This is a genomic window from Thiohalocapsa marina (assembly GCF_008632335.1).
Classification (GTDB): domain Bacteria; phylum Pseudomonadota; class Gammaproteobacteria; order Chromatiales; family Chromatiaceae; genus Thiohalocapsa; species Thiohalocapsa marina.
Genome location: NZ_VWXX01000005.1, coordinates 166899 through 189595, shown reverse-complemented (window position 1 = coordinate 189595; position 22697 = coordinate 166899). Strand labels below are relative to the sequence as shown.

The following is a 22697-nucleotide window of genomic DNA, read 5'->3' as shown; positions in this document are numbered from 1 at the left end:
AAAGCACAAAACCACGGCGCAATTGCCGCTGCTCACACGACATGAATCAATTCATGTAGTCATCCGGAGAGCACTATGACCGCAATAAGTCTTCTCGACGCCAGCAAGCACCTGCCGGAACTCGTCGAGTCCATTGAAAGCGGCCGGGAACAGGAGATCATTATCGACTGTAACGGCCGACCAGCCGCTCGCCTGGTGCCAATACAGCCAAACCCGATTGAACACAGAATAGGAGTGGCAAAAGGCGCCTTCAGGGTGCCGGCTGATATCGATGCCAATAACGAGGAAGTTGCCCGCCTGTTTCTGGGTGACAACAGGTCATGATTCTCCTGCTCGATACCCATGTTGCTCTCTGGGCCATAGCCGATGATCCCAAACTTTCGCCCGAAGCCCGCAAGTTGCTCCTTGAGCCAGAAAACACCCTTTGGGTGAGTGCCGCATCGGTGTGGGAGATCGCCATAAAACACGCCCTGCAGCGTGGCGATATGCCCATCTCCGGAGAGTCGGCCATCTCCTATTTTCGCGCCTCGGGTTATCGCATACTGCCCATCGAGGCAGAACACGCCGCGGCAGTAGAAAACCTGCCCATGCACCATGCCGATCCCTTTGACCGCCTGTTGATCGCCCAAAGTCGAGTCGGCAACATGTGGCTTGTCAGTCACGACGAGAAAGTTGCCCGTTATGGCGATCCGGTCATCGTGGTCTGAGCCGCCATACGGCCAGGTCAAATGAATCGAAAAGCGTGAACCACAAGGCATACCGAAGGCGGGAATATCATCCGTTTCAAGGTGGATACCCGTTGCCTGAGAAACTCCTTGGCCAGCGCGCCCGGGTCTTCTCATGGCGTGCTTAGCATCTGACCTTGCCAGGCAGCCACGTCGCCCCCGATCCTCCTGGCGCCTTGGGTATACTGGCGCCACCAGCCACCCCACAGGTCCCGAATCATGCCCAACTACCGCTCCCGCACCACCACCCATGGCCGCAACATGGCCGGCGCCCGTGCCCTCTGGCGGGCCACCGGCATGACCGACGCGGACTTCGACAAGCCCATCATCGCCGTCGCCAACTCCTTCACCCAGTTCGTGCCGGGCCATGTGCACCTGAAGGACATGGGCCAGCTGGTGGCGCGCGAGATCGAGGCCGCCGGCGGTGTGGCCAAGGAGTTCAACACCATCGCCGTGGACGACGGCATCGCCATGGGCCACGGCGGCATGCTCTATTCGCTGCCCTCGCGCGAGCTCATCGCCGACTCGGTGGAGTACATGGTCAACGCCCATTGTGCCGATGCCCTGGTCTGCATCTCCAACTGCGACAAGATCACCCCCGGCATGCTCATGGCCGCGCTGCGGCTGAACATCCCGACGGTGTTCGTCTCCGGCGGACCCATGGAGGCCGGCAAGGTCCGGCACGATGGCGGCGAGCTGCATCTCGATCTGGTCGACGCCATGGTCGCCGCCGCCGACGCCAGCAAGAGCGACGAGGCGGTGGTGGAGATGGAGCGTTCCGCCTGCCCCACCTGCGGCTCCTGCTCCGGTATGTTCACGGCCAACTCCATGAACTGCCTCACCGAGGCCCTGGGGCTCAGCCTCCCGGGCAACGGCTCGCTGCTCGCCACCCACGCCGGGCGCAAGGCGCTGTTCCTGGAGGCCGGCCGGCTAATCGTTGAGCTGGCGCGACGCTGGTACGAGGACGATGATGCCCGTGTGCTGCCGCGCTCCATCGCGCGCTTCGCGGCCTTCGAGAATGCCATGAGCCTCGATATTGCCATGGGCGGCTCGACCAACACCGTGCTGCACCTGCTCGCCGCGGCCGAAGAGGCCGGTGTCGCCTTCAGCATGGCCGATATCGACCGTCTGAGCCGGCAGGTGCCTAATCTCTGCAAGGTGGCGCCGGCGACCCAGACGTATCACATGGAGGATGTACATCGGGCCGGTGGGGTGTTCGGCATCCTGGGCGAGCTCGACCGGGCCGGTCTCGTGCATCGGGACGTGGCGACGATCCACAGTCAGAGCATGGGCGAGGCCCTGGAACGCTGGGACGTGATGCGTCCGGGCGCGGAGCCCGCCCACGAGCGCTATCTGGCCGCGCCTGGTGGTGTGCCCACGCAGGTCGCCTTCAGTCAGTCCCGGACCTGGGAGTCGCTGGATCTGGATCGGGCCGCGGGCTGTATCCGCGATCGCGAGCATGCCTACAGCCAAGACGGCGGGTTGGCCGTGCTCTTCGGCAACCTGGCCGAGCAGGGCTGCATCGTCAAGACCGCAGGCATCGACGAGAGCATGTTCGAGGCGGAGCAGCTGCGCTATACCACGAGCGTGCCGACCTCGGTGCTGCGTGTGTTCCGTGGTCCGGCGCGGGTCTATGAGAGCCAGGAGGCGGCCGTGACGGCGATCCTGACCGATCAGGTCAGGGCCGGGGATGTGGTCGTGATCCGCTACGAGGGCCCGAAGGGCGGTCCCGGCATGCAGGAGATGCTCTATCCGACGAGCTACCTCAAGTCCAAAGGGCTCGGCAAGGCCTGCGCGCTGATCACCGACGGCCGCTTCTCAGGCGGCACCTCGGGGCTGTCCATCGGCCATATCTCGCCCGAGGCGGCGGAAGGCGGCCTGATCGCCCTGGTGGAGGAGGGCGATCAGATCGAGATCGACATTGCGAGCCGTCGCATCGAACTGTTGGTGGATGAGGCGGTCCTTGCCGAGCGACGCCATGCCATGGAGGCGCGCGGCAACAGGGCCTGGCAGCCGGAGGAGCGCCAGCGCCAGGTCTCCGCCGCCCTGCGTGCCTACGCGGCCATGACCACCAGCGCTGCCCGCGGCGCCGTACGCGACCTGTCGCAGCTGGAGCACTAGCGTGGAAGCCGATTAACTACAGCCCAGCGTCGATGCGGGTAAACCGCAGAGGCGCGGAGGACGCAGAGAATACGCAAAGGATTCGACCCCTACGTTTTCCCTACTCTTCTCCCCCCCTCTGCGACTCTGCGGTTAACCTGCTCAACGATTGCTCGCCTGTTCGGACAGATAGATCCAGGTGTCGATGACGGTGTCGGGGTTGAGCGAGACGCTCTCGATGCCCTGCTGCACCAGCCAGTCGGCGAAGTCGGCATGGTCCGACGGGCCCTGGCCGCAGATGCCAACGTACTTGCCCTGGGCGCGGCAGGCCTGTATAGCCATGGACAGCATCTTCTTCACCGCCGGGTCGCGCTCGTCGAAGTGCTCGGCCACCAGGCTGGAGTCGCGGTCCAGGCCCAGGGTGAGCTGGGTCATGTCGTTGGAGCCGATGGAGAAGCCGTCAAAATATTCAAGGAACTCCTCAGCCAGCACGGCGTTGGACGGGATCTCGCACATCATGATCAGCTTGAGGCCATTCTTTCCGCGCTCCAGACCCTCGGCGGCCAGCGCCTCGGTGACGGCCTTGGCCTGACCCAGGGTACGCACGAAGGGGATCATGATCTGCAGGTTGGTCAGCCCCATCTCGTCGCGTACATAACGCAGGGCCTCGCACTCCATGCGGAAGCACTCCTTGAAGTTGTCGGCCACATAGCGCCCGGCGCCGCGGAAGCCGATCATCGGGTTTTCCTCGTCCGGCTCGTAGCGCGGGCCGGCGATGAGGTTGGCGTACTCGTTGGACTTGAAGTCGGACATGCGCACGATGACCGGATGCGGCGCGAAGGCCGCGGTCAGGGTCGAGATGCCCTCGATCAGGCGCATGACGTAGAAGTCCCGCGGGCTCGGGTAGGCCGCGATGCGCGGCGCGATCTGCGCGCGCAGGTCCTCCGGCAGGGCGTCGAATTCCAGCAGCGCCTTCGGATGAATGCCGATGGTGTTGTTGATAATGAACTCAAGCCGCGCCAGGCCGATGCCGGCGTTGGGCGTGGCGGCAAAGGCGAAGGCACGCTCCGGATTGCCGACGTTCATCATCACCTTCACCGGCGAGGCCGGCATGTTCTCGAGCTCGATGGTCTTGTGCTCGAAGGGCAGGGCGCCGGCGTAGATGTAGCCCGTGTCGCCCTCGGCGCAGGAGACGGTGACCTCGGCGCCATCGGTGATGCGGTCGGTGGCATCGTTGCATCCCACCACGGCCGGTACGCCGAGTTCGCGGGCGATGATGGCCGCGTGACAGGTGCGCCCGCCGCGATTGGTGACGATGGCCGCGGCGCGCTTCATGATCGGCTCCCAGTCCGGGTCGGTCATGTCCGTCACCAGCACGTCGCCGGGCTGCACATGCTCCATGTCGCGGATGGACTCAACCACGCGGGCCTTGCCGGCACCGATGCGGTGGCCGATGCTGCGCCCGGTGGAGAGCACCTCGCCCTTGCCCTGCAGGTGATAGCGCTCGATGACCTGGCCGGTGCGGCTCTGCACCGTTTCCGGGCGCGCCTGCACCACGTAGATCTTGCCGTCGTTGCCGTCCTTGGCCCATTCGATGTCCATGGGCCGGCCATAATGCTGCTCGATCAGCACCGCCTGGCGGGCGAGGTTTTCGATCTCTTCGTCGCTGATGCTGAACTTTAGGCGGTCCGCCTCGGGCACGTCCTCGGTGCGCACCGGCGGGTTGCTGCCCGGCTCGGCATAGACCATGCGAATGGCCTTGTCGCCCACGGTGCGGCGCAGGATGGCGGGCCGGCCGGCAGCCAGCGTCGGCTTGTGCACATAGAACTCGTCCGGGTTCACGGCGCCCTGGACAACCATTTCGCCAAGACCATAGCTCGCGGTGACGAACACCGCGTCGCGGAAGCCGGACTCGGTGTCGAGCGTGAAGACCACGCCGCTGGCGGCCAGATCGCTGCGTACCATGCGCTGGATGCCGGCGGACAGGGCCACCTCGGCGTGGGTGAAGCCCTTGTGCACGCGGTAGGAGATGGCGCGGTCGTTATAGAGTGACGCGAAGACTTCCTTGATGCGGTGCTTGATGTTGTCCAGCCCATGCACGTTCAGGAAGGTCTCCTGCTGGCCGGCGAAGGAGGCGTCCGGCAGGTCCTCGGCGGTGGCGGAGGAGCGCACGGCCCAGGAGCAGTCGGCGTTGCCGGCCTGGGCGGTGAGCTCCTGATAGGCGGCCGCGATGGCCTGGTCCAGCTCCGGCTGGAAGGGCTGCTCGATGATCCAGCCGCGGATCTTCGGACCGGCCTCGCTGAGGGCGGCGATGTCGTTGACGTCCAGGTTCTCGAGCTCGTCGGCGATGCGCTTGTCCAGGCCGCTGATGGCCAGGAAGTCGCGATAGGCATCAGCCGTCGTTGCGAACCCCCCCGGCACCTGCACGCCGACCTTGGTCAGATGCTGGATCATCTCGCCCAGGGAGGCATTCTTGCCGCCGACGACGCCCACGTCGTCCATGCCCAATTCACTCAGCCAGCGCACATAGTCAGCCATCGTCGATCTCCTTTGGAAACATCGCCTAATGTCACCACGGCCGGCGAAGGCTGGGCCGCGTAAACAGAAAAGAATAGCTTATGGCAACACGGGGCACTGAAGGAATCTGTCAATGGTAAGGATTGAACTTGCAACCCCGTCAGCAGACTCCGCGCAAGCGCGAATGGCGATCCAGCGGAAAACAGGCTACTTTTCAAGTATCGCCCTCATCGGGCGCAAGCCGGACGACCAGTGATGGGCAATAATGCTACAGCCGACCCTGACATTGCCATCCGCTGCGTGGATGTGCACAAGACCTATTGCTCCGGCGATGTGGAAACACCGGTGCTGCGGGGCATCGACCTGGAGATCCGCCGGGGTGAGTTGAGCGTGATCCTGGGGGCCTCCGGGGCGGGCAAGAGCACCTTGCTGAACATCATCGGCGGCATCGACCGTCCTACTCGGGGCGAGGTCTGGTGCGAAGGTCGGAACCTGGCGGTGCTGGACGACCGCCACCTCACCGAATACCGCCGGCGCTCCGTCGGCTTCGTCTTCCAGTTCTACAACCTGGTGCCGACGCTGACGGCGTTGGAGAACGTCGAGACGGCAACCCAGATCGCCGACGACCCCATGGACCCGGCGGAGGCCCTGCGACTGGTGGGACTCGACGACCGGCGCGACCATTTTCCCGCCCAGCTCTCCGGTGGCCAGCAGCAGCGGGTCTCCATTGCCCGGGCCCTGGCCAAGAACCCGCTGGTGGTCTTCTGTGACGAACCCACCGGCGCGCTTGACGCCAACACCGGCCGCCATGTGCTCGATCTGCTGACGCGCCTGAACGAACAGACCGGCGCGACCATCGTCATCGTCACCCATGCCGCGCCCGTGGCCCAGCTCGCCCATGCGGTGCTGCACCTGACCATGAACGGCATCACCGCAACGCGCAATACGCGCCGGGCATGCGCGGCGGAGATCAGTTGGTGAAGAAGCTGCCAGCCCCCAGCCGCCAGTAGACGAATGATCACCTACGCCACTCGGCGCGCAGTGATGAACCGCAGAGTCGCAGAGAGCGCAGAGAAAAGCGCGCGTGGCTGTCGCTTGTTTCATAGGATCTCTGCGTTCTCAGCGCCTCGGCGCTTGGCTGGGGCTCTTCCGCTGGCGGCTGGGTGCTGGCGGCTGGAGGCTTCCCAATGACCATCCTCGCGCGCAAGCTGCGGCGGGATTTCGTCGCTGCCCGGGGCATGCTGGCGGCAGTGGTGGCCATCGTCGCCTTCGGCATCGCGGCCCTGGTGGGCCTGCAGACCACCACCAACAATCTCACCTCGGCGCGGGATGCCTACTACGCCCAGTGCCGTCTGGCGGACTTCTGGGTGGACCTGAAGAAACTGCCGCTGTCGGCGTTGGCGGCGGTGCAGGCCATCGACGGCGTGGCCGAGCTGCGCAGCCGCCTTTCGCGGCCGGTCATCGTCGATCTGCCGGGGGTCAGCGAGCCCGTCTCCGGCCTGTTGCTGAGCATGCCTGCAACGCGCACGCCGGTGATCAATGATCTGGTACTGACCGCCGGCAGCTGGTTCAGCGCCGATGGGGAGAACGAGGTCATTGTCTCCCGGGCCTTCGCCGACGCACGCGGGCTCAGCCCCGGAGATCCGTTGCGCCTGACATTGGATGGTCAGCAGCGCACCTTGCGGATCGTCGGCATCGGCATCTCGGCGGAATTCGTCTACCTGATTCCCCCCGGCGGCATCGTTCCGGATCCGGCCAACTACGGTGTCTTCTACCTGGCGCGGCCCTTTGCCGAGGACGTGCTGGGCATGGATGGCGCCGCCAACAGCCTGGTCGGCCGGCTGACCCCGGCGGCCCGACAGGCGCCGGAGCCGGTTTTGCAGGCCCTCGCGGAGCAACTGCATCCCTTCGGTGTCTTTGCCGTGACCCCGCTGAAGCAGCAGGACTCCAATCTCAACCTGACCGCGGAGCTGGGCGGGCTGAGTACCATGGCGGCGATGATGCCGCTGATCTTCCTGTCGGTGTCCGCGCTGGTGCTGAACGTGCTGATGATGCGACTGGCCGCCCAGCAGCGAGTGGTGGTGGGTACGCTCAAGGCCCTGGGCTACGACAACCGCGCGCTGTTCTCGCACTTCATCCAGGTCGGCGTCATCGTCGGCCTGATCGGCGCCGCTCTCGGCCTGCTGCTGGGCTACCTGCTGGCCGCCGGCCTTACAGCCTTCTATCAGGGCTTCTTCACCTTTCCGAACCTGTCCAACCGGCTCTATCCGGGGCTGATGGCCGCCGCAGTGGCCCTGGCACTGGTGTTTGCGGTGCTCGGGTCGGTGAACGGGGTCCGCGCCATCACCAGGCTGGATCCCGCCGAGGCCATGCGCCCACCGCCGCCGCCCGAGGGTGGCGCCATTGTGCTGGAACGCTGGACCGGCGCCTGGCGGCGGGTCGGATTCTACTGGCAGATGGCCCTGCGCAGCCTGTTCCGCAACCGCGTGCGCTCCGGGGTGGGCGTGGTGGCCGCCGCGCTGGGCACGGCACTGCTGGTCAGCACATTCGGCATGCTGGACTCGCTGAAATACATGGTGCAGTTCCAGTTCGACAAGGTGCTGCTGGCAGATTACGCGGTAAGCTTTCGCGATGACCTGGATGCCGGTGCGCTGACCGAGGCCCGCCGTCTGCCGGGCGTGTTGCGGGCGGAGCCGCTGTTCGTCGTCTCCGCCACCCTGGTCAACGCCAATCATCGCCACCGCGGCGCGGTTGTCGGCGTGACGCCGGACGCCACCATGACCCTGCCCACCAATACCGACGGCTCGGTGGTGCCGATCCCGCCGCAGGGATTGCTCATGGCGCGCCGGCTGGCGGAACAGCTGGACCTGGCCGTCGGCGACAGCGTCTGGCTGCTGCCGACCAAGGGCCTGCAGACCCCGCTACAGGTACCGGTTGCGGATCTGGTGGACAGTCTATTCGGCCTGGGGGTCTACGCCGATTACGACTACCTGAATCGCCTCATCGGCGAGTCCGCCGCCGTCTCTGCGGTGCGTCTGCGAACGGCGCAGACACCGGCGGAGCGCACCGCCTTCTACACGGAGCTCAAGCGCCTGCCGACGCTGCTCAGCGTACAGGACATGGCCGAGGAACGCGCCAACATGTGGCAGACCTTCGTCGTCAAGATGGGCAGCATGGCCTATGTCATGATCCTGTTCGGCGCCGTGATCTTCTTCGGCGCCATCCTCAACGGCGCCCTGATCAGCCTCATCGAGCGTCAGCGCGAACTGGCCACCTACCGGGTGCTGGGTTACCGCAACGGCGAGGTGGGGGCCATGTACCTGCGCGAGACGCTGGTGCTGAATCTCGGCGGCATCCTGCTGGGTCTGCCCCTGGGCTGGTGGATGCTGCTGGGCATGAACGCTCAGTACAAGAACGACCTGTACATGATGCCTTCGGTGATCACCCCCGCCGGGTGGTTCTGGTCCATCGGCCTGGCCATCGCCTTCGTGCTGATCGCCCAACTGATCGTGCAGCGGCGGATCAACTGCATGCACTGGAATGAGGCATTGAGCATGAAGGAGTGAGAGAAGCCTCCAGCCACCAGCCGCCAGCCGCACCGCTGGCGTTGAATTCGAACCGCTGAGGCGCAGAGGACGCAGAGAAGAAAGATTAAGCAGAATAAACTTTCTGTAACCATTTGTTTTATATGCGCACTCTGCGGCTCTGCGGTTAATTCGGGACAGGAGAAACTGATGAAACACCGCAATCTCTGGCTTGGCCTTGCTGCGTTCGTTCTGCTGATCGGTGGTTATGCGCTGCACGCGGCCTTGCGGCCCGGTCCGCCGGTGCAGGTGGTGAAGGTCACGGCGGGAGAGATCCTCAGTTATGTGGAGGAGCGGGCACGGACCACCCTGCCGCGTATCGCGCGTCTGACCATGCCCTTCGATTGTCGGGTCGAGGCCATCACCGTCGAGCCGGGTACCCGTGTTGCCGCCGGCGAGGTGCTGGCGCGGCTGGTCAGCGACGACCTACAGGCGGCGCTGGAGGTCGCTCAGGCAGAGCTGGCGCAGGTGGACGCGGAGCTGGCGGTATTGACCGACAACCGCCTCGAAGAGACCGCGCTGCAGGAGTTGCTGGACTGGATCGCCGCCGTGGGCACGCTGGAGCAGTCGGCGCAGGCCCTGATCGCTGCCAATCAGGCGCACCTGGACTTCGCCCTTTGGTGGACCGAGGCCGAGGAGACGCTGCGCAAACAGGGTGCCGTGGCGGAGGAAAAATACCGCCGCGCAAAGACCGAGAGCTCCGAGGCGGAGGTCGATCTGGCGGTCTCCGAGTTGAACCACCAGATGATCACGGTCGTGCAGCAAATCTTCGAGCTCGGGCCGAAGTATGTGCAGGACTATCTGGCACGCAAGCAACTGCAGGCGGCAGTGCTGGAACAGCAGCGGGCCGCGGCCCAGGCGCGTGTCGGGGAGGCGCAGCGGCGTCTGGCCAGGGCGCAGATCATCGCGCCGTTAGCCGGCGTCGTGCTGGAACGCCTGATCGAGAGCGAGCGCGTGTTGCCCGCCGGCACCCTGCTGCTGACCCTGGGCGATCCAGACGGGCTGCGCGTGCAGGTGGACCTGCTCAGCGACGACGCCGGCCTGGTCCGCCCGGGCGACAGGGTCGACATCCACGGTCCGGCCTTGGGCGACCTGACCCTGGCCGGTCACGTGACGCGGGTGGATCCCCAGGGATTCACCAAGGTGTCGTCGCTGGGGGTCGAGCAACAGCGGGTCTCGGTGAAGGTCGCGTTCGACGACGGCGAGCTGGACAAGCTGGCCGCGACCGGGCGGCATCTGGGCATCGACTACCGCGTGCATGCACGGGTCTACATCGATAGCCGTCAGGACGCGCTGTCCGTGCCGCGTCTGGCGCTGTTGCGTGCGAGTGGCAAATGGCCCAGCGGCGGCGAAGGGGTGGGCTGGGCCCTGTATCGCGTGGTCGGTGGCAAGGCCCTGCTGACGCCGGTCACGCTTGGAATCGGCAATGATCAGCAGGTACAGGTCACCCGCGGTGTGCAGGCGGGCGATCGGGTGATCGTTTCGCCGCCGAGGGACCTGACGGACGGCATCCGGATCACACCGGAGGAGGTCATACCGAGGGCGTGAGCAAGGCCCTCGGCATCCAGCGCCCGACATCGGAACCAGGCTCGTTGAACCGAACCGAGGCGCCCGATGTCAGGCTGCCGGTCCCTCGGCCAGCGGCTCAGTCTGATGTCCGGCCTGTTTATCGGCCGGTTTCTCTGCCTGGTGTTCGGCTTGTCAGTCGGCCTGTGCTTCAGCCAGCCGTTCAGCCAGCGCTTGGGAAGTCTGCACGAAGGCCACCGCCCTGATCGTGCCGTCCTGCAGGTGGATCAGGGTCACGGCATCCTCCTGTCGCGGAAGGGCCTCGGTTTGCGCCGGTTCCCGCCCCAGCAGGATGGCATAGGGCTGCTTGCGCATCGACGGCAGCGCGAACAGGCGGGTGATCGGCCCCGGCATGCCGCTGATGTCCGCCACGTAGCGGATCCCGGCGGCGGCCAGCCGGTCGTCATCCCAGCCCTCCAGCGCGGCCTCGACCACCTTGGAGCCGGCGCGATCGGCGGAGAAAACGATCAGTTTCACCTGGTCGTCGACGGCATGGCCGACGCCGTGCTGATCTTCGAGGGTCATCGCCGGCAGGGCGTCGCCCACGTCCAACGGCGCCGCCAGGGCGGGGGCGATGGCAAACAGCAGTAACAGGGGTAGGTAGCGGAGATTTATCATGGTCGTGTCGAACGGCTCGGGTTGATACAGGAAGGCCCAGGGGGGCGCTGATTGTTTCGCCGCCTTGATCCGGTCCGGGCCAAAAATTAGCATTGCCCCAGTCTACCCAGAGTCGTCATGACCGTACAGGCACGACGGCGGCTAGATTTTCTGTCGCGACTGCCCAGTCCCGGATGCTTGCTAGGTGCGATGATGGTGGGTGAGGCTGGCACGTTCGCCCCATTGGGAGATTCCGACCTTGCAGATTCTTCGTATGTTCGCGGCCCCTCTGGCTGCACCGCTGGGCATCATCGCCGTCCTGACGGCCACGCTGCCCGCCGTGGTACCGGCCCCGGTGCTCGCAGCCTCTGGCACCAGCTACGCCGTGGTGCCCGTGCACGAGGCCAGTGCCGACCTCGATTCCGGCGGCGATGCGGGCTATACCGGTGTGCTGACATCCATCGGACACCGTTGGGCGCTCGACGAGCGCTCCTCACTGGGATTGCGCCTGCGCTTCGATTATCGCGACTGGGACTTCAACGGCCTGGGCGCCTTCGGAGGCCCCTTCGGTGGCAGGAAGCCTTGGGGCGAGGTCTACCGCTATGGCGTGGCGGTGCCCTACAGTCTGTCCACTCAGGGGGGCTGGCTGCTGAGCCTGACACCGAGCATCGAATCCGCCGGCGAATCCGGCGCACGCTTTTCCGATAGCCTGGAGTACGGTGCCAGCCTGGCGGTGGCCCGTTCCATGCGGCCCGATCTGACCCTGGGGCTCGGGGTCGGTATCTACGAGCGGATCGAAGAGACCAGCGCCTTTCCCTTCATCATGGTCGACTGGCGCATCACCGACCGGCTGCGCCTGTCCAATCCCGCCGCCACCAGCCCCTCAGGTCCCGCAGGGCTTCAAATCAGCTATGCGCTGGACTCGGGCTTCGAGCTCGCCCTCGGTGCCGCCTACCGCTCGGACCGGTTCCGGCTTGACCGCAACGGGACCTTCGCCGCCGGGGTGGGTGAGCACCGCAGCATTCCGGTGCTCGCGAGCATCGGCCGCCGGTTCTCGCCGGGCCTCGGGCTGCGGCTGTATGCCGGTGCCGCGCTGAACGGCGAGCTGCGGGTGGAAGACGAGGGCGGTCGACGGCTTTACAGCGAGGATCAGGATCCGGCCGCGCTGGTCGGTCTGGAGATCGGCGGACGGTTCTGATCAGCGCTCGGCGCGGCTCCACAGCAGCCGTGCGATGGGGATCGGATGCAGCAGGCTCAACGGCGGCGCGGCACCGAAACAGACCCGAACCAGGGTATCCACCAGGGGCTGTCCGCGCTCGCCGCCGCCGAACAGACGGTTGAACACCCAGGGATTGAAGCCATAGCGATGGGCCGTTGCCATGACCAGGAACAGCGAACGGAAGCGCCGGTTCAGGGCGCGGGGATAGCTGGCCAGGGCGCCGGCCGTCAGCGGCCCTTGGTGCGGCCAGTCTCGCTGCCGGTCAAGCCGACCGAAGGCCTCCAGCACGGTCTCCGCCGCCAGTTCGGCGGATTCCAGCGCGTAGTCGATGCCCTCGCCGGTGAAGGGATTCACCAGGCCCGCGGCCTCGCCGATGGCCAGCAGCCCCGGCGCCACCTTGGGCGCGGTCAGGAAATCGGTGCGAATCGGAAAACCGGCGACGGGACCCACCGTCTCCGCATCCCGCGCCAGCGCGGACAGCACCGGGTGCCTGGCGAGCAACTGCGTCAGCAGCGCCGCCGCAGACTGCCGCTGCTTGCCGTTGTACCAGAAGCCAATGTTCGCGCTGCGGGGACCGGTCGGAAACACCCAGGCATATCCGGGCAGGGGCAGGTGGTCGAAGAAGAAGCGCAGACCGGCATCCGGCATGGCAACGCCGCTGAGGTAGCAGCGCGCGGCCACGCTGTGCAGCGGCCCGTGCGCCTCTCTGTTCATCGGCCTGTGCACAGGATTGGGCACCGACCTCGCCGGGTACAGGGGGCTCCGCCGGAGCAACCCCGTTGCAGCGCCGGTGGCGACCACCACCAGCCGCGCCGGGACCGGTTCGCCGTTCAGCAGCACACCACAGACAGTGCCGTTCGTCGAACTATCGACCGAGTCATTCACCACGCCGGCGAACACACCGGCGCCAGCGCCAACCAAGCGGGAGTCAGCCGTGCCCGGCTCTCCGCTGCGCAGTAATTGCCGCACATGGCCGACGCGAAACTGTGCGCCGGCCGCCAGCGCGTGTCGCCACAGCCGTTCGTCGAACCGCCGGCGCGGCAGCACCAGCGCCCGGCCCGGCATCGACCGGGGATCCGCCGCATCCGCACGCAGCGCCCGGGCGATGTCTGCGGATGCCCGGGCGCCACTGGGTGCCTGGAAGCCGATGCGCGACACCGCATGGGCCTCCGCGGCGATGTCGTCCAGCAGCCCCAGGCGCGCCAGATGGTGCTGGGCCCTTGGGCTCAGGCAGTCGCCGCAGACCTTGTCCCGTGGAAACGACGCCTTGTCCAGCAGCAGCGTGGAGACGTCGGCGCGGGCCAGACGGCAGGCGAGGGCGCAGCCGGCCGGGCCGGCGCCGACGATGATGACCTCCGGCGGCGGCATACTCATGACCGGGCTCATGACCGGGCCGGATCCGCCGCCGGCACACGCCAGCGACGATGGGCCAATTCACCGCCGCAGGGCTGGTCGACAACCGCTGCCAACACCTGGCCGCTGGCGTCGGTCAGGGTCCAGTTCGCCAGGCCGATCTCCTCGCAGATGAAGAAGTGCCGTACCGCCGCACGCGCGCTTCGCAGCAGCGGGATGCAATGCTGCACATGAGCGTCCAGCGTCAGCCGCAGTCCGCGGCCCTCGGCAATCAGTCGGCGCCGAACCGGCCGTTCGACCCCGAGCACAGGGTCCGCAATGCGTTCGGGCCAGGTCAGTTGCAGTTCGTGGTGGTTGAACCGGTGCCGCCTGGGTCGCCCACCCTGCTGCCAGCCGACCTCAACGTAGCGCAACTGGCGACTCCCGCGATAAGTCTGCATCACCAGGGACTGGCCGCGCTCGGCATCCGGCACGAACAGGAAATCCCACCCGTGGAACGGCAACGGATGGATGCCGAAACTGTGCTCGTAATAGCCGTTGGCAGAGCGCCATGCCGCCGTATCCTGCGCCTGGCCGCGCAACCGCTGCAACAAGGAGGGCGACGCAAAGGCGCCGGCGCCGTCGCCGACGGCTGCCGACAGCGCCGATTCAAGATCCGGCCCGAGTCGCAGCCGGCCGCTGGTCAACGCCGCCGGCGACGGCGTGTGCACCACCCAATGCCCACCCGGCACGCGCCGCAGATCGCGACCGGCCGCGGGCGGATTGGCCAGCGCGGTCAGGCCGCGGTGCTGCAACTCCAGTTTCAGCGCTGGTCGCAGTCCCGGTCCCAGCCCCACCTGCAGCGTCAGATCGGCGCCGCCGGCGCCGTCGTGCCGCAGTTCCAGCCGACAGGTCGCGTCCTCTGCGATCAATCCGCCGGCATCGGGCTGGTTGAAGCGGCATGCGGCAGTCGGAAACAGGTGCATCCAGGACAGACTTTCCGGCGATACCGCCGAATCGACCGGTGCCGGTGGATCAGTCACGGCCTGATCGGCGGTCTCGATAGGGGGCAGTACGCCCGCGACGATGGTCAGCAGACCGCTTTCGGTCAGCGACGGCGCATGCCCCCGGGGGTTGACCAGCGCCAGGCCGACGATGCCACGAAAGGCAGGGGCAAGCACCGAATAGTAGCGCCACTCGATGAAGCAGGCGGCGCGGATCAACGCCAGCAGCCGACCGCCCGGCGCCCGCCCCGGATCGCCAGCTTCGAGAGGGGCGCCGCCGGGAAGTGCCCCTTCGAGCAGAGACTGGTAGTCGGGCCAGCGCCAGGCGGCGCTGGTGTCGGCAAGCATCCGGTCGAAGGGACTGTTCACGGGTTCGGTATTCGGCAGCTGCATGCGAGCGGTCAGGGCGGCCTGCCAAGGCGCCAGGCCAGCGCGGCCGGCGAGTCCAGCCGAGCGACCCAGTCGACCTACCCAGCCAGATGCTACGAAAGAGACTGGCACGCGCCCCTGGAACAGTCAGTATACACTAGAGGTTTGCAACGCAACACCCTGATTGGGAATCCGTAACCCCCACAAGGGTAGGATTGGCACGCCGACGGGCCAACGCGTCCCGTATGTGCTTGAATTGATGCAACGGACCCCGCATTTCGCGCACAGAACGAAAAACATCAGTATTTTCAAGATTTCTTCGCCATGAGGACATACCGATGAGAATGGACAAACTCACCAGCAAGTTCCAGATGGCCCTGGCCGATGCCCAGAGCCTGGCCGTTGGTCGCGACAACCAGTTCATCGAGCCCGTGCACCTGATGGCGGCCCTGCTGGACCAGGACGGCGGCACCGTTCGTCACCTGCTGGCCCAGGCAGATGTCAATGTCAACCGGCTGCGTTCAAGCCTCGGCGAGGCCTTGGAACGTTTGCCGCAGGTCTCCGGCACCGGCGGCGACGTCACCGTCAGCAACGCCCTGGGCAAGCTGCTGAACCTGACCGACAAGCTGGCCCAGGCCCGTAACGATCAGTACATCAGCTCCGAGCTCTTCGTGCTGGCCGCACTCGAGGACAAGGGTGAACTCGGCAACCTGCTGCGCCAGGCCGGCGCCAGCAAGGGCGCGCTGGAGAAGGCCATCGAGCAGATGCGTGGTGGCGAGTCGGTGAATGATCCCAACGCCGAAGAGCAGCGTCAGGCGCTGGAGAAATACACCATCGACATGACCGAGCGCGCCGAGCAGGGCAAGCTGGATCCGGTGATCGGTCGCGATGACGAGATCCGCCGCACCATTCAGGTGCTCGCACGGCGCACCAAGAACAATCCGGTGCTGATCGGAGAGCCCGGCGTCGGCAAGACCGCCATCGTCGAGGGCCTGGCCCAGCGCATCGTCAACGGCGAGGTGCCAGAGGGGCTCAAGACCAAGCGCCTGCTGAGCCTGGACATGGCCGCATTGATCGCCGGCGCCAAGTTCCGTGGCGAGTTCGAGGAGCGCCTCAAGGCGGTGCTGAACGATGTGGCAAAGCAGGAAGGCAACATCATCCTGTTCATCGACGAGCTGCACACCATGGTCGGCGCCGGCAAGGCCGAGGGCGCCATGGACGCCGGCAACATGCTGAAACCCGCGCTGGCCCGCGGCGAGCTGCACTGCATCGGCGCCACCACACTGGATGAGTATCGCAAGTATGTGGAAAAGGACGCCGCGCTGGAACGGCGCTTTCAGAAGGTGCTGGTGGACGAGCCGAACGTGGAGGACACCATCGCCATCCTGCGCGGCCTGAAGGAGCGCTACGAGGTGCATCACGCGGTGGAGATCACCGACCCGGCCATCGTCGCCGCAGCCACGCTCTCGCACCGCTACATCACCGACCGCCAGCTGCCGGACAAGGCCATCGACCTGATCGACGAGGCCGCCTCGCAGATCCGCATGGAGATCGACTCCATGCCCGAGGAGATGGACCGGCTCGACCGCCGGCTGATTCAGCTCAAGATCGAGCGCGAGGCGCTGAAGAAGGAAGCCGACGAGGCCTCCAAGAAGCGTCTGGCCGATCTGGAGACCGAGATCGCCAAGCTGGAGCGCGAGTTCTCGGATCTGGACGAGGTCTGGAAGTCCGAGAAAGCGGCGGTGCAGGGCACGGCGCACATCAAGGAGGAACTGGACCGCGCCCGAGTGGAGATGGAGACCGCACGTCGTGCCGGCGATCTGACGCGGATGTCCGAGCTGCAGTACGGGCGCATCCCGGAGCTGGAGAAACAGCTGGCCGCCGCCGATGAGGCGGAGCAGGGCGAGACCCGACTGCTGCGCAACAAGGTCGGCGCGGAAGAGGTGGCCGATATCGTCTCCAAGTGGACCGGCATCCCGGTGTCGAAGATGCTCGAGGGCGAGCGCGACAAGCTGTTGCAGATGGAATCCGTGATCGGCGAGCGGGTGGTCGGCCAGGGCGAGGCCGTGCGCGCGGTGGCCGACGCCATCCGTCGCTCGCGCGCCGGGCTGTCCGATCCGAACCGGCCGATCGGCTCTTTCCTGTTCCTGGGACCGACCGGCGTCGGCAAGACCGAACTGTGCAAGGCGCTGGCCGAGTTCATGTTCGACACCGAAGAGGCCATGGTGCGCATCGACATGTCGGAGTTCATGGAAAAGCACTCGGTGGCCCGGCTGATCGGTGCGCCGCCCGGCTATGTGGGCTATGAGGAGGGCGGTTATCTGACCGAGGCCATTCGCCGCCGGCCCTATGCGGTGATCTTGATGGACGAGGTGGAAAAGGCCCATCCGGATGTGTTCAACATCCTGCTGCAAGTGCTCGATGATGGGCGCCTCACCGATGGGCAAGGGCGCACCGTCGATTTCCGCAATGCGGTGATCGTCATGACCTCGAACCTGGGCTCGGACATCATCCAGCAGAAGGCGGGTGAGGCACACTATGCCGAGATGAAGGATGCGGTCATGGAGGTGGTGCGGGTCGCCTTTCGGCCGGAGTTCATCAACCGACTGGATGAGATCGTGGTCTTCCACCCGCTGGAACAGGCACAGATCCGTGCCATCGCCGGCATCCAGATCCGGTACCTCAAGCAGCGCCTGGCCGACCGCGAGATCAAGCTCGAGATCAGCGACGCGGCCCTGGACCTGCTCGGCGAGGCCGGGTTCGACCCGGTCTACGGCGCACGGCCGCTGAAACGCGCCATCCGCGCCCAGCTCGAGAACCCGCTGGCGCAGGAGATCCTGGCCGGGCATTTCTCCCCCGGCGACCTCATCGAGGTGGACGTGCGCGACGGCCAGCTCGCCTTCGGCTCCGTGGTCGAGGGTGAGCTGGTCGACTGACGGGCCAACAGCAGCATGGCGGAGCCGCACCCCATGGCGGCCGCGGCACCGCGCCGAAAGCCGGACACCCGCACCGCCATGCGCCGGCTGATCGGCCAGGTGCGGGCGGCGTTGCCGTTCGAATCACCAGCGGCCCGGCTGTGCGACGGCGCGTGCAATGGCTGCTCAGTGAAGTTGCTGGAGTTCCTGGAGGCGGAGCTGAGCGACTGGGAACAACGCCTGGGCCGGGGCGAACGCCCCGATTTCGGTGACCTCGCGCGGCTGGCCAAAACCAGCCGCAAGGTGCATCGCGTGCTGGTGCGCAACGGCGTCGTCGAGCCGGAGTTGCCGCACGCTGAATGATGCCGAAACCGCATCTGCAGCGCCGATCAGCCGGGCTGAGATGACCCTCGAGTCGGCCCCTGGGGAGGTCCAAGTTCCGTCCGCACCAGTGCCGGGTAGACCAGTTTCTCGCTGGGCAACCCGAACAGGTGCCCCTGGACGTAATCCACCCCCAGGGCATGCAGGCCCGGCAGCATCGCCGGGTCATCCACTGCCAGCGCGATGACCTGGACGCCGTGGTTGCGGGCGCAACGCACGCACTGCCGGATGTCATCGCTGCGCAGCAACGCGCGGTCCCCACCCTGGACCAGCGCCGCCGCCAGCTTGACATGGGTCAGGTGGTCCTTCTGCGCGCTCAGCAGGCCGCAATCCGCGCTGCCGAACTGTTCCAGCAGCAATCCGTGGCCGTTGGCCTTCAGCGTCTTGGCCAAGCGACGCAGGGCAGGGGGGTCCTGCATCAGCGTGTCGCGCTGCACTTCCACCACGAGGCTGCCGTAGCCGATCCGGGCGTCGGCCACGGCAGCAATCACCGCATCGCCGACCTCCCGGGCGTGCAGCGTCTCCGCGGACAGATTCAGGAACAGCCGGGGCATCTCGCCACTGGCGGCCTGCACGCCCGCCAGCACCGACAGCGCGCGCCGAAAGACCCAGAGGTCCAGCCGACCCAGCCACTGATGCCGCGTCGCGGCAGGGAAAAAGCGCCCCGGCGGCAACAAGCGGCCCTGCTCGTCGCGCAGCCGCAGCAGGGCCTCGAACATGCCCGCATCTGGCGCCCGAAGGTCATGGCGCTGCCGTAGGGGCACGATGGCCTGGAACTCCAGCGTCAGGCCGCCGTGTTCGATCAACGCCTTGACATGCCGGTCCGTGATCTCGCCGGCGGTGGCGGCCAGTTGCGGGATCTGCAACGCGGCTTCGGTTTCGGCCGCGGCGGCCCCGCGACTGATGGGCGCCGGACGTTCGTAATCGATGATCCGCGGCAACAGCAGCGCAGCCTGGCCTGGGGTGGCGGGCTGTTCATCGAGGCGGCGGCGTAACCGCGCCACCGCCAGTTCCCGGGCCATGACCATCGCCAGATGCTCACGATCGCCGTGGGTCACCAGGTCGGCCGCCCCGCGGGCCGCGGCCTCCGCCGGTGCCAGCTGGCTCCCCGGCCCGCGCACCAGGATCAAGGACGCGACCCGCTCACCGTCATCGTCGTCCTGCAGCCAGTAGTCCACCGCAAGATCGTAGAATGCCGCCGCGCTGCACAGGATGATGTCCCAGCGCCCCGACCGCGAGAAGGCCTGGTGCACGGCCGGGCGGTCCGTCGCAACGGTAAAGGCCAGTTCCTCGTTCGCCAATTGCGGCTGCTCGCCGACGCCGAGACCCGCGGCGTCGACACCGAGACAGAGCACTTCGACGATGGGAGACACGGCCATGCAAGGGTTGCCTGTCTGTTGAAGCAGATCGCCGCAGGTTACCCGCCGCCCGCCACAAGCTCAAGGTCTGCTGTTGCTGGTGTAGCGCCTCACCAGGGCCTTCTCCAGCTCGACGATGAACAGCACGGACGCCGCCACCGCGACGATGCGCAGCCAGGTGGTCAGACCGATGGCGGCGGTGCCGAACAGCGCCTGCAATGGCGGCAGGTAGGTGAAGCCCAACTGGAACAGCAGCAGCAGGCCCACCGCCAGCAATGCGAAGCGGTTGCCCAGCAGGCCCTCGCGATTCAGCACCGGGGCGGTCATGTAGCGCGAGTTGAACAGATAGAAGATCTCGAACATGACCAGGGTGTTAACCGCCACCGTTCGTGCATGCGCAATGCCTTCGCCGGCCTCCAGTTCCCACAGGAAGAGGCCGAAGGTGCCGCCCATGAGGATCAGCGAGACATAACCGATGCGCCACAGGAACAGCGGCGTCAGCACCGGCTGGCCGGCATTGCGCGGGGGCCGGCGCATGACCCCGGGCTCAGGCGGTTCGAACGCCAGCGCCAGGGCCAGGGTGACCGCGGTGATCATGTTCACCCACAGGATCTGCACCGGCGTCAGCGGAAACTGCTGGAAACCGAACAGGATCGCACCCAGCACCACCAGGGCCTCGCCGCCGTTGGTGGGCAGGATGAACAGGATCGCCTTGCGCAGGTTGTCGTAGACCGTGCGCCCCTCCTCGACGGCACTGGCGATGGAGGCGAAATTGTCATCCGCCAGCACCATCTCGGCGGCCTCCTTGGCGGCCTCGGTGCCCTTGACCCCCATGGCGATACCGACATCCGCCCGCTTGAGCGCCGGCGCATCGTTGACGCCGTCGCCGGTCATCGCCACCACCCGCCCGGCACCCTGTAACAGCTGCACCAGTCGCAGTTTGTGCTCCGGCGTCACCCGCGCATAGACATCCACCTCTGCCACGCGCTGCTGCAGCGTGGCATCGTCCAGCTGGTCGAGTTCCCTCCCGGTCAGCGCGGCATCCGGATTGGCCAGACCGATGCGACGCGCGATGGAGCGCGCCGTGGCCACATGATCGCCGGTGATCATCTTCACCCGGATGCCGGCGGCGGCACAGTCGCGCACGGCGGCGATGGCCTCCGCCCGGGGCGGGTCCATGAGGCCGAACAGCCCCAGCAGGGTCAGGTCGCTGTCGACATCGGCAAAGTCCAGCTCGGAGCGATGCGGTTGCGCCGGCTTGACCGCCACTGCCAGCACCCGCAGGCCGACATCCGCCATCGCCTCCATGCGCGCGTGCCAGAGCGCCGGCGTCAGGGCGCTGATTGTGGCCCCCGCGTCGGAACTGGCCCGCTGCGTGGCGCACATGTCCAGCACGGCCTCCGGCGCGCCCTTGACATAGATGAAGGATTCACCGGCATGGCTGTGGTGCAGCGTAGCCATGAACTTGTGCTCGGACTCGAATGGGATCAGGTCGGTACGGGGGTAGTCCTTGGCGATCCGCACCAGGTCCAGGCCCGCCTTGGCGCCGGCCACCAGCAGGGCGCCCTCCATCGGGTCGCCATGCACCCGCCAGTCGCCGTCCAGCTGTTCCAGGGTGCTGTCGTTGCACAGCACAACGGCGCGCAGGATCTCCTGCAGCGCCGCATCGCCCTGTGGCGCCAGGTGCTCGCCATCGACGCTGAAGGTGCCATGGGGATCATAGCCGGCGCCACTCAGACCTAGCTGCCGCCCGGCGGTGGCAATGGCGGTCACGGTCATCTCGTTGCAGGTGAGGGTGCCGGTCTTGTCCGAGCAGATCAGACCCACGGTGCCCAGGGTCTCCACCGCCGGCAGCCGACGCACGATGGCGTTGCGCGCGGCCATACGCTGCACACCGATCGCCAGCGTGATGGTCATGATGGCCGGCAGCCCCTCGGGGATGGCGGCCACGGCCAGGCCCACCGCGGCCATGAACATCTCGCTGGCGCTGTAGTCGCGCACCAGCATGCCGAAGGCGAAGCCGGCGGCGGCCAGCAACAGGATGGCGCCGGTGAGCCAGCGGCCGAACTGGGCCATCTGCCGCAACAGCGGCGTGGTGAGTTGCTGCACGCCGGCAACCAGGGCGCTGATGCGGCCGATCTCGGTGTCGGCGCCGGTGGCAACGACGATGCCGCTGCCCTGGCCGTGGGTGACGAGGGTGCCCGAGTAGGCCATGCAACGTCGATCCGCCAGCACGGTATCCCGGGGCAGGGGGTCCGGGCGCTTGTCCACCGGCAGTGACTCCCCGGTGAGCGCCGCCTCTTCGATCTGCAGCCCCTTGGTACGCAGCAGACGCAGGTCCGCGGGCACCTTGTCGCCTGATTGCAGGGCCACCAGGTCGCCAGGCACCAGATTGGCGGCCTCGATGCTGATCAGCCGGCCGTCGCGCCAGACCATCGCCAGGGGCGACAGCATCCGCCGGATGGCGCGCAGGGCATCTTCCGCCTTGCCTTCCTGCACGAAACCGATGGCGGCATTCACCAGCACAACGCCAAGGATCACGCCGGCATCGAGCCAGTGCTGCAACATCGCGGTCACCAGCCCGGCACTGAGCAGCACATAGATCAGCACATTGTGGAACTGGGCGAGGAATCGCACCAGCGCGCTGCGCGGCCTGGCCTCCGGAAGCCGGTTGGCGCCATGTTCGGTAAGCCGCAGCCGGGCCGCCGCCGCGCTCAGGCCATGGGCATCCGCCTGCAGCTGCTGCAGGGTCTGCGCCTCCGTCAGGCTGTGCCAGCGCGTCTGTTCCGGCTGCAGCCGCACGCGTTTCAGGGCACGCCGCTGACGGCCCACGCCCCAGCCCACAAAGCCGCCGCCCAGCACCAACACCAGCGCCGCCAGGATGGCGATCAGCCACTCCAGGGCAATGATGTCGAAGAGCAGAATGTTGCGATCAAACACGCCGGATCTCCCATAGGCACTGTCTGCCGGCGCGTGCCGCACCGCGCCGGCCAATGCCTTGACTATAGAAGCCACGCTGGAAGGCGGCCA

At 66.7% G+C, this 22697-nt stretch carries 15 protein-coding genes; 9 read left to right on the top strand and 6 right to left on the bottom strand.

Annotation, left to right across the window (positions count from 1 at the left end):
* The first annotated feature begins 75 nt into the window (after positions 1-75).
* The 3 genes from F2Q65_RS06015 to ilvD all read left to right on the top strand — a co-directional run bounded on the left by F2Q65_RS06015 (position 76) and on the right by ilvD (position 2846).
* Positions 76-324, top strand: coding sequence for a type II toxin-antitoxin system Phd/YefM family antitoxin (locus F2Q65_RS06015; protein WP_150091409.1), 249 nt, complete (start codon positions 76-78; stop codon positions 322-324).
* Positions 321-707, top strand: coding sequence for a type II toxin-antitoxin system VapC family toxin (locus tag F2Q65_RS06010; RefSeq protein ID WP_150091407.1), 387 nt, complete (start codon positions 321-323; stop codon positions 705-707). The genes F2Q65_RS06015 and F2Q65_RS06010 overlap by 4 nt, the downstream gene beginning before the upstream one ends.
* A 237-nt stretch (positions 708-944) precedes the next feature.
* Entirely contained in the window at positions 945-2846 is a 1902-nt protein-coding gene (gene ilvD, locus F2Q65_RS06005) for a dihydroxy-acid dehydratase (protein WP_150091405.1), read from the top strand.
* A gap of 141 nt (positions 2847-2987) precedes the next feature.
* Here the strand turns inward: ilvD and ppsA are convergent, their stop codons facing one another.
* A complete protein-coding gene (ppsA, locus tag F2Q65_RS06000) occupies positions 2988-5363 on the bottom strand; it encodes a phosphoenolpyruvate synthase (RefSeq protein ID WP_150091403.1) in 2376 nt (791 codons plus the stop codon).
* 234 nt (positions 5364-5597) lie between these two features.
* Between ppsA and F2Q65_RS05995 the strand changes: the two genes are divergently transcribed.
* From F2Q65_RS05995 to F2Q65_RS05985, 3 genes are all read left to right on the top strand, one after another.
* Positions 5598-6323, top strand: coding sequence for an ABC transporter ATP-binding protein (locus tag F2Q65_RS05995; RefSeq protein ID WP_150091401.1), 726 nt, complete (start codon positions 5598-5600; stop codon positions 6321-6323).
* A gap of 206 nt (positions 6324-6529) precedes the next feature.
* Entirely contained in the window at positions 6530-8908 is a 2379-nt protein-coding gene (locus tag F2Q65_RS05990) for an ABC transporter permease (RefSeq protein WP_150091399.1), read from the top strand.
* A gap of 168 nt (positions 8909-9076) precedes the next feature.
* On the top strand, positions 9077-10474 hold the full coding sequence (locus F2Q65_RS05985) for an efflux RND transporter periplasmic adaptor subunit (protein ID WP_150091397.1): 1398 nt from the start codon (positions 9077-9079) through the stop codon (positions 10472-10474).
* A 153-nt stretch (positions 10475-10627) separates the two neighbouring features.
* Here F2Q65_RS05985 and F2Q65_RS05980 read toward each other — a convergent pair whose 3' ends face one another.
* Positions 10628-11203, bottom strand: coding sequence for a hypothetical protein (locus F2Q65_RS05980; protein ID WP_150091395.1), 576 nt, complete (start codon positions 11201-11203; stop codon positions 10628-10630).
* A gap of 160 nt (positions 11204-11363) precedes the next feature.
* On the opposite strand from F2Q65_RS05980, the gene F2Q65_RS05975 reads away from it, so the two are divergent.
* Positions 11364-12287 (top strand): DUF6268 family outer membrane beta-barrel protein, encoded by a 924-nt coding sequence (locus tag F2Q65_RS05975; RefSeq protein WP_150091393.1) that lies wholly within the window; start codon positions 11364-11366, stop codon positions 12285-12287.
* Here the strand turns inward: F2Q65_RS05975 and F2Q65_RS05970 are convergent, their stop codons facing one another.
* Together F2Q65_RS05970 and F2Q65_RS05965 are read right to left on the bottom strand one after the other, a co-directional pair.
* A complete protein-coding gene (locus F2Q65_RS05970) occupies positions 12288-13682 on the bottom strand; it encodes a lycopene cyclase family protein (RefSeq protein ID WP_170265560.1) in 1395 nt (464 codons plus the stop codon).
* Positions 13683-13690: 8 nt separating this feature from the next.
* A complete protein-coding gene (locus tag F2Q65_RS05965) occupies positions 13691-15013 on the bottom strand; it encodes a hypothetical protein (RefSeq protein WP_150091390.1) in 1323 nt (440 codons plus the stop codon).
* A 338-nt stretch (positions 15014-15351) separates the two neighbouring features.
* Between F2Q65_RS05965 and clpB the strand changes: the two genes are divergently transcribed.
* Together clpB and F2Q65_RS05955 are read left to right on the top strand one after the other, a co-directional pair.
* Positions 15352-17949, top strand: coding sequence for an ATP-dependent chaperone ClpB (gene clpB / locus F2Q65_RS05960; RefSeq protein ID WP_150091388.1), 2598 nt, complete (start codon positions 15352-15354; stop codon positions 17947-17949).
* A 33-nt stretch (positions 17950-17982) separates the two neighbouring features.
* Positions 17983-18291 (top strand): hypothetical protein, encoded by a 309-nt coding sequence (locus tag F2Q65_RS05955; RefSeq protein WP_150091386.1) that lies wholly within the window; start codon positions 17983-17985, stop codon positions 18289-18291.
* A 26-nt stretch (positions 18292-18317) separates the two neighbouring features.
* Here the strand turns inward: F2Q65_RS05955 and F2Q65_RS05950 are convergent, their stop codons facing one another.
* Positions 18318-19688, bottom strand: a complete 1371-nt coding sequence (locus tag F2Q65_RS05950) for an EAL domain-containing protein (RefSeq protein ID WP_150091384.1) — start codon at positions 19686-19688, stop codon at positions 18318-18320.
* A gap of 60 nt (positions 19689-19748) precedes the next feature.
* A complete protein-coding gene (locus F2Q65_RS05945) occupies positions 19749-22463 on the bottom strand; it encodes a cation-transporting P-type ATPase (protein WP_386114810.1) in 2715 nt (904 codons plus the stop codon).
* Positions 22464-22697: the final 234 nt, after the last annotated feature.

Coding starts and splice junctions, on each gene's coding strand:
- F2Q65_RS06015 (WP_150091409.1), top strand. CDS start 76: ATGACCGCAATAAGTCTTCTCGACGCCAGCAAGCACCTGCCGGAACTC.
- F2Q65_RS06010 (WP_150091407.1), top strand. CDS start 321: ATGATTCTCCTGCTCGATACCCATGTTGCTCTCTGGGCCATAGCCGAT.
- ilvD (WP_150091405.1), top strand. CDS start 945: ATGCCCAACTACCGCTCCCGCACCACCACCCATGGCCGCAACATGGCC.
- ppsA (WP_150091403.1), bottom strand. CDS start 5,363: ATGGCTGACTATGTGCGCTGGCTGAGTGAATTGGGCATGGACGACGTG.
- F2Q65_RS05995 (WP_150091401.1), top strand. CDS start 5,598: ATGGGCAATAATGCTACAGCCGACCCTGACATTGCCATCCGCTGCGTG.
- F2Q65_RS05990 (WP_150091399.1), top strand. CDS start 6,530: ATGACCATCCTCGCGCGCAAGCTGCGGCGGGATTTCGTCGCTGCCCGG.
- F2Q65_RS05985 (WP_150091397.1), top strand. CDS start 9,077: ATGAAACACCGCAATCTCTGGCTTGGCCTTGCTGCGTTCGTTCTGCTG.
- F2Q65_RS05980 (WP_150091395.1), bottom strand. CDS start 11,203: ATGCTAATTTTTGGCCCGGACCGGATCAAGGCGGCGAAACAATCAGCG.
- F2Q65_RS05975 (WP_150091393.1), top strand. CDS start 11,364: ATGTTCGCGGCCCCTCTGGCTGCACCGCTGGGCATCATCGCCGTCCTG.
- F2Q65_RS05970 (WP_170265560.1), bottom strand. CDS start 13,682: ATGAGTATGCCGCCGCCGGAGGTCATCATCGTCGGCGCCGGCCCGGCC.
- clpB (WP_150091388.1), top strand. CDS start 15,352: ATGAGAATGGACAAACTCACCAGCAAGTTCCAGATGGCCCTGGCCGAT.
- F2Q65_RS05955 (WP_150091386.1), top strand. CDS start 17,983: ATGGCGGCCGCGGCACCGCGCCGAAAGCCGGACACCCGCACCGCCATG.
- F2Q65_RS05950 (WP_150091384.1), bottom strand. CDS start 19,688: ATGGCCGTGTCTCCCATCGTCGAAGTGCTCTGTCTCGGTGTCGACGCC.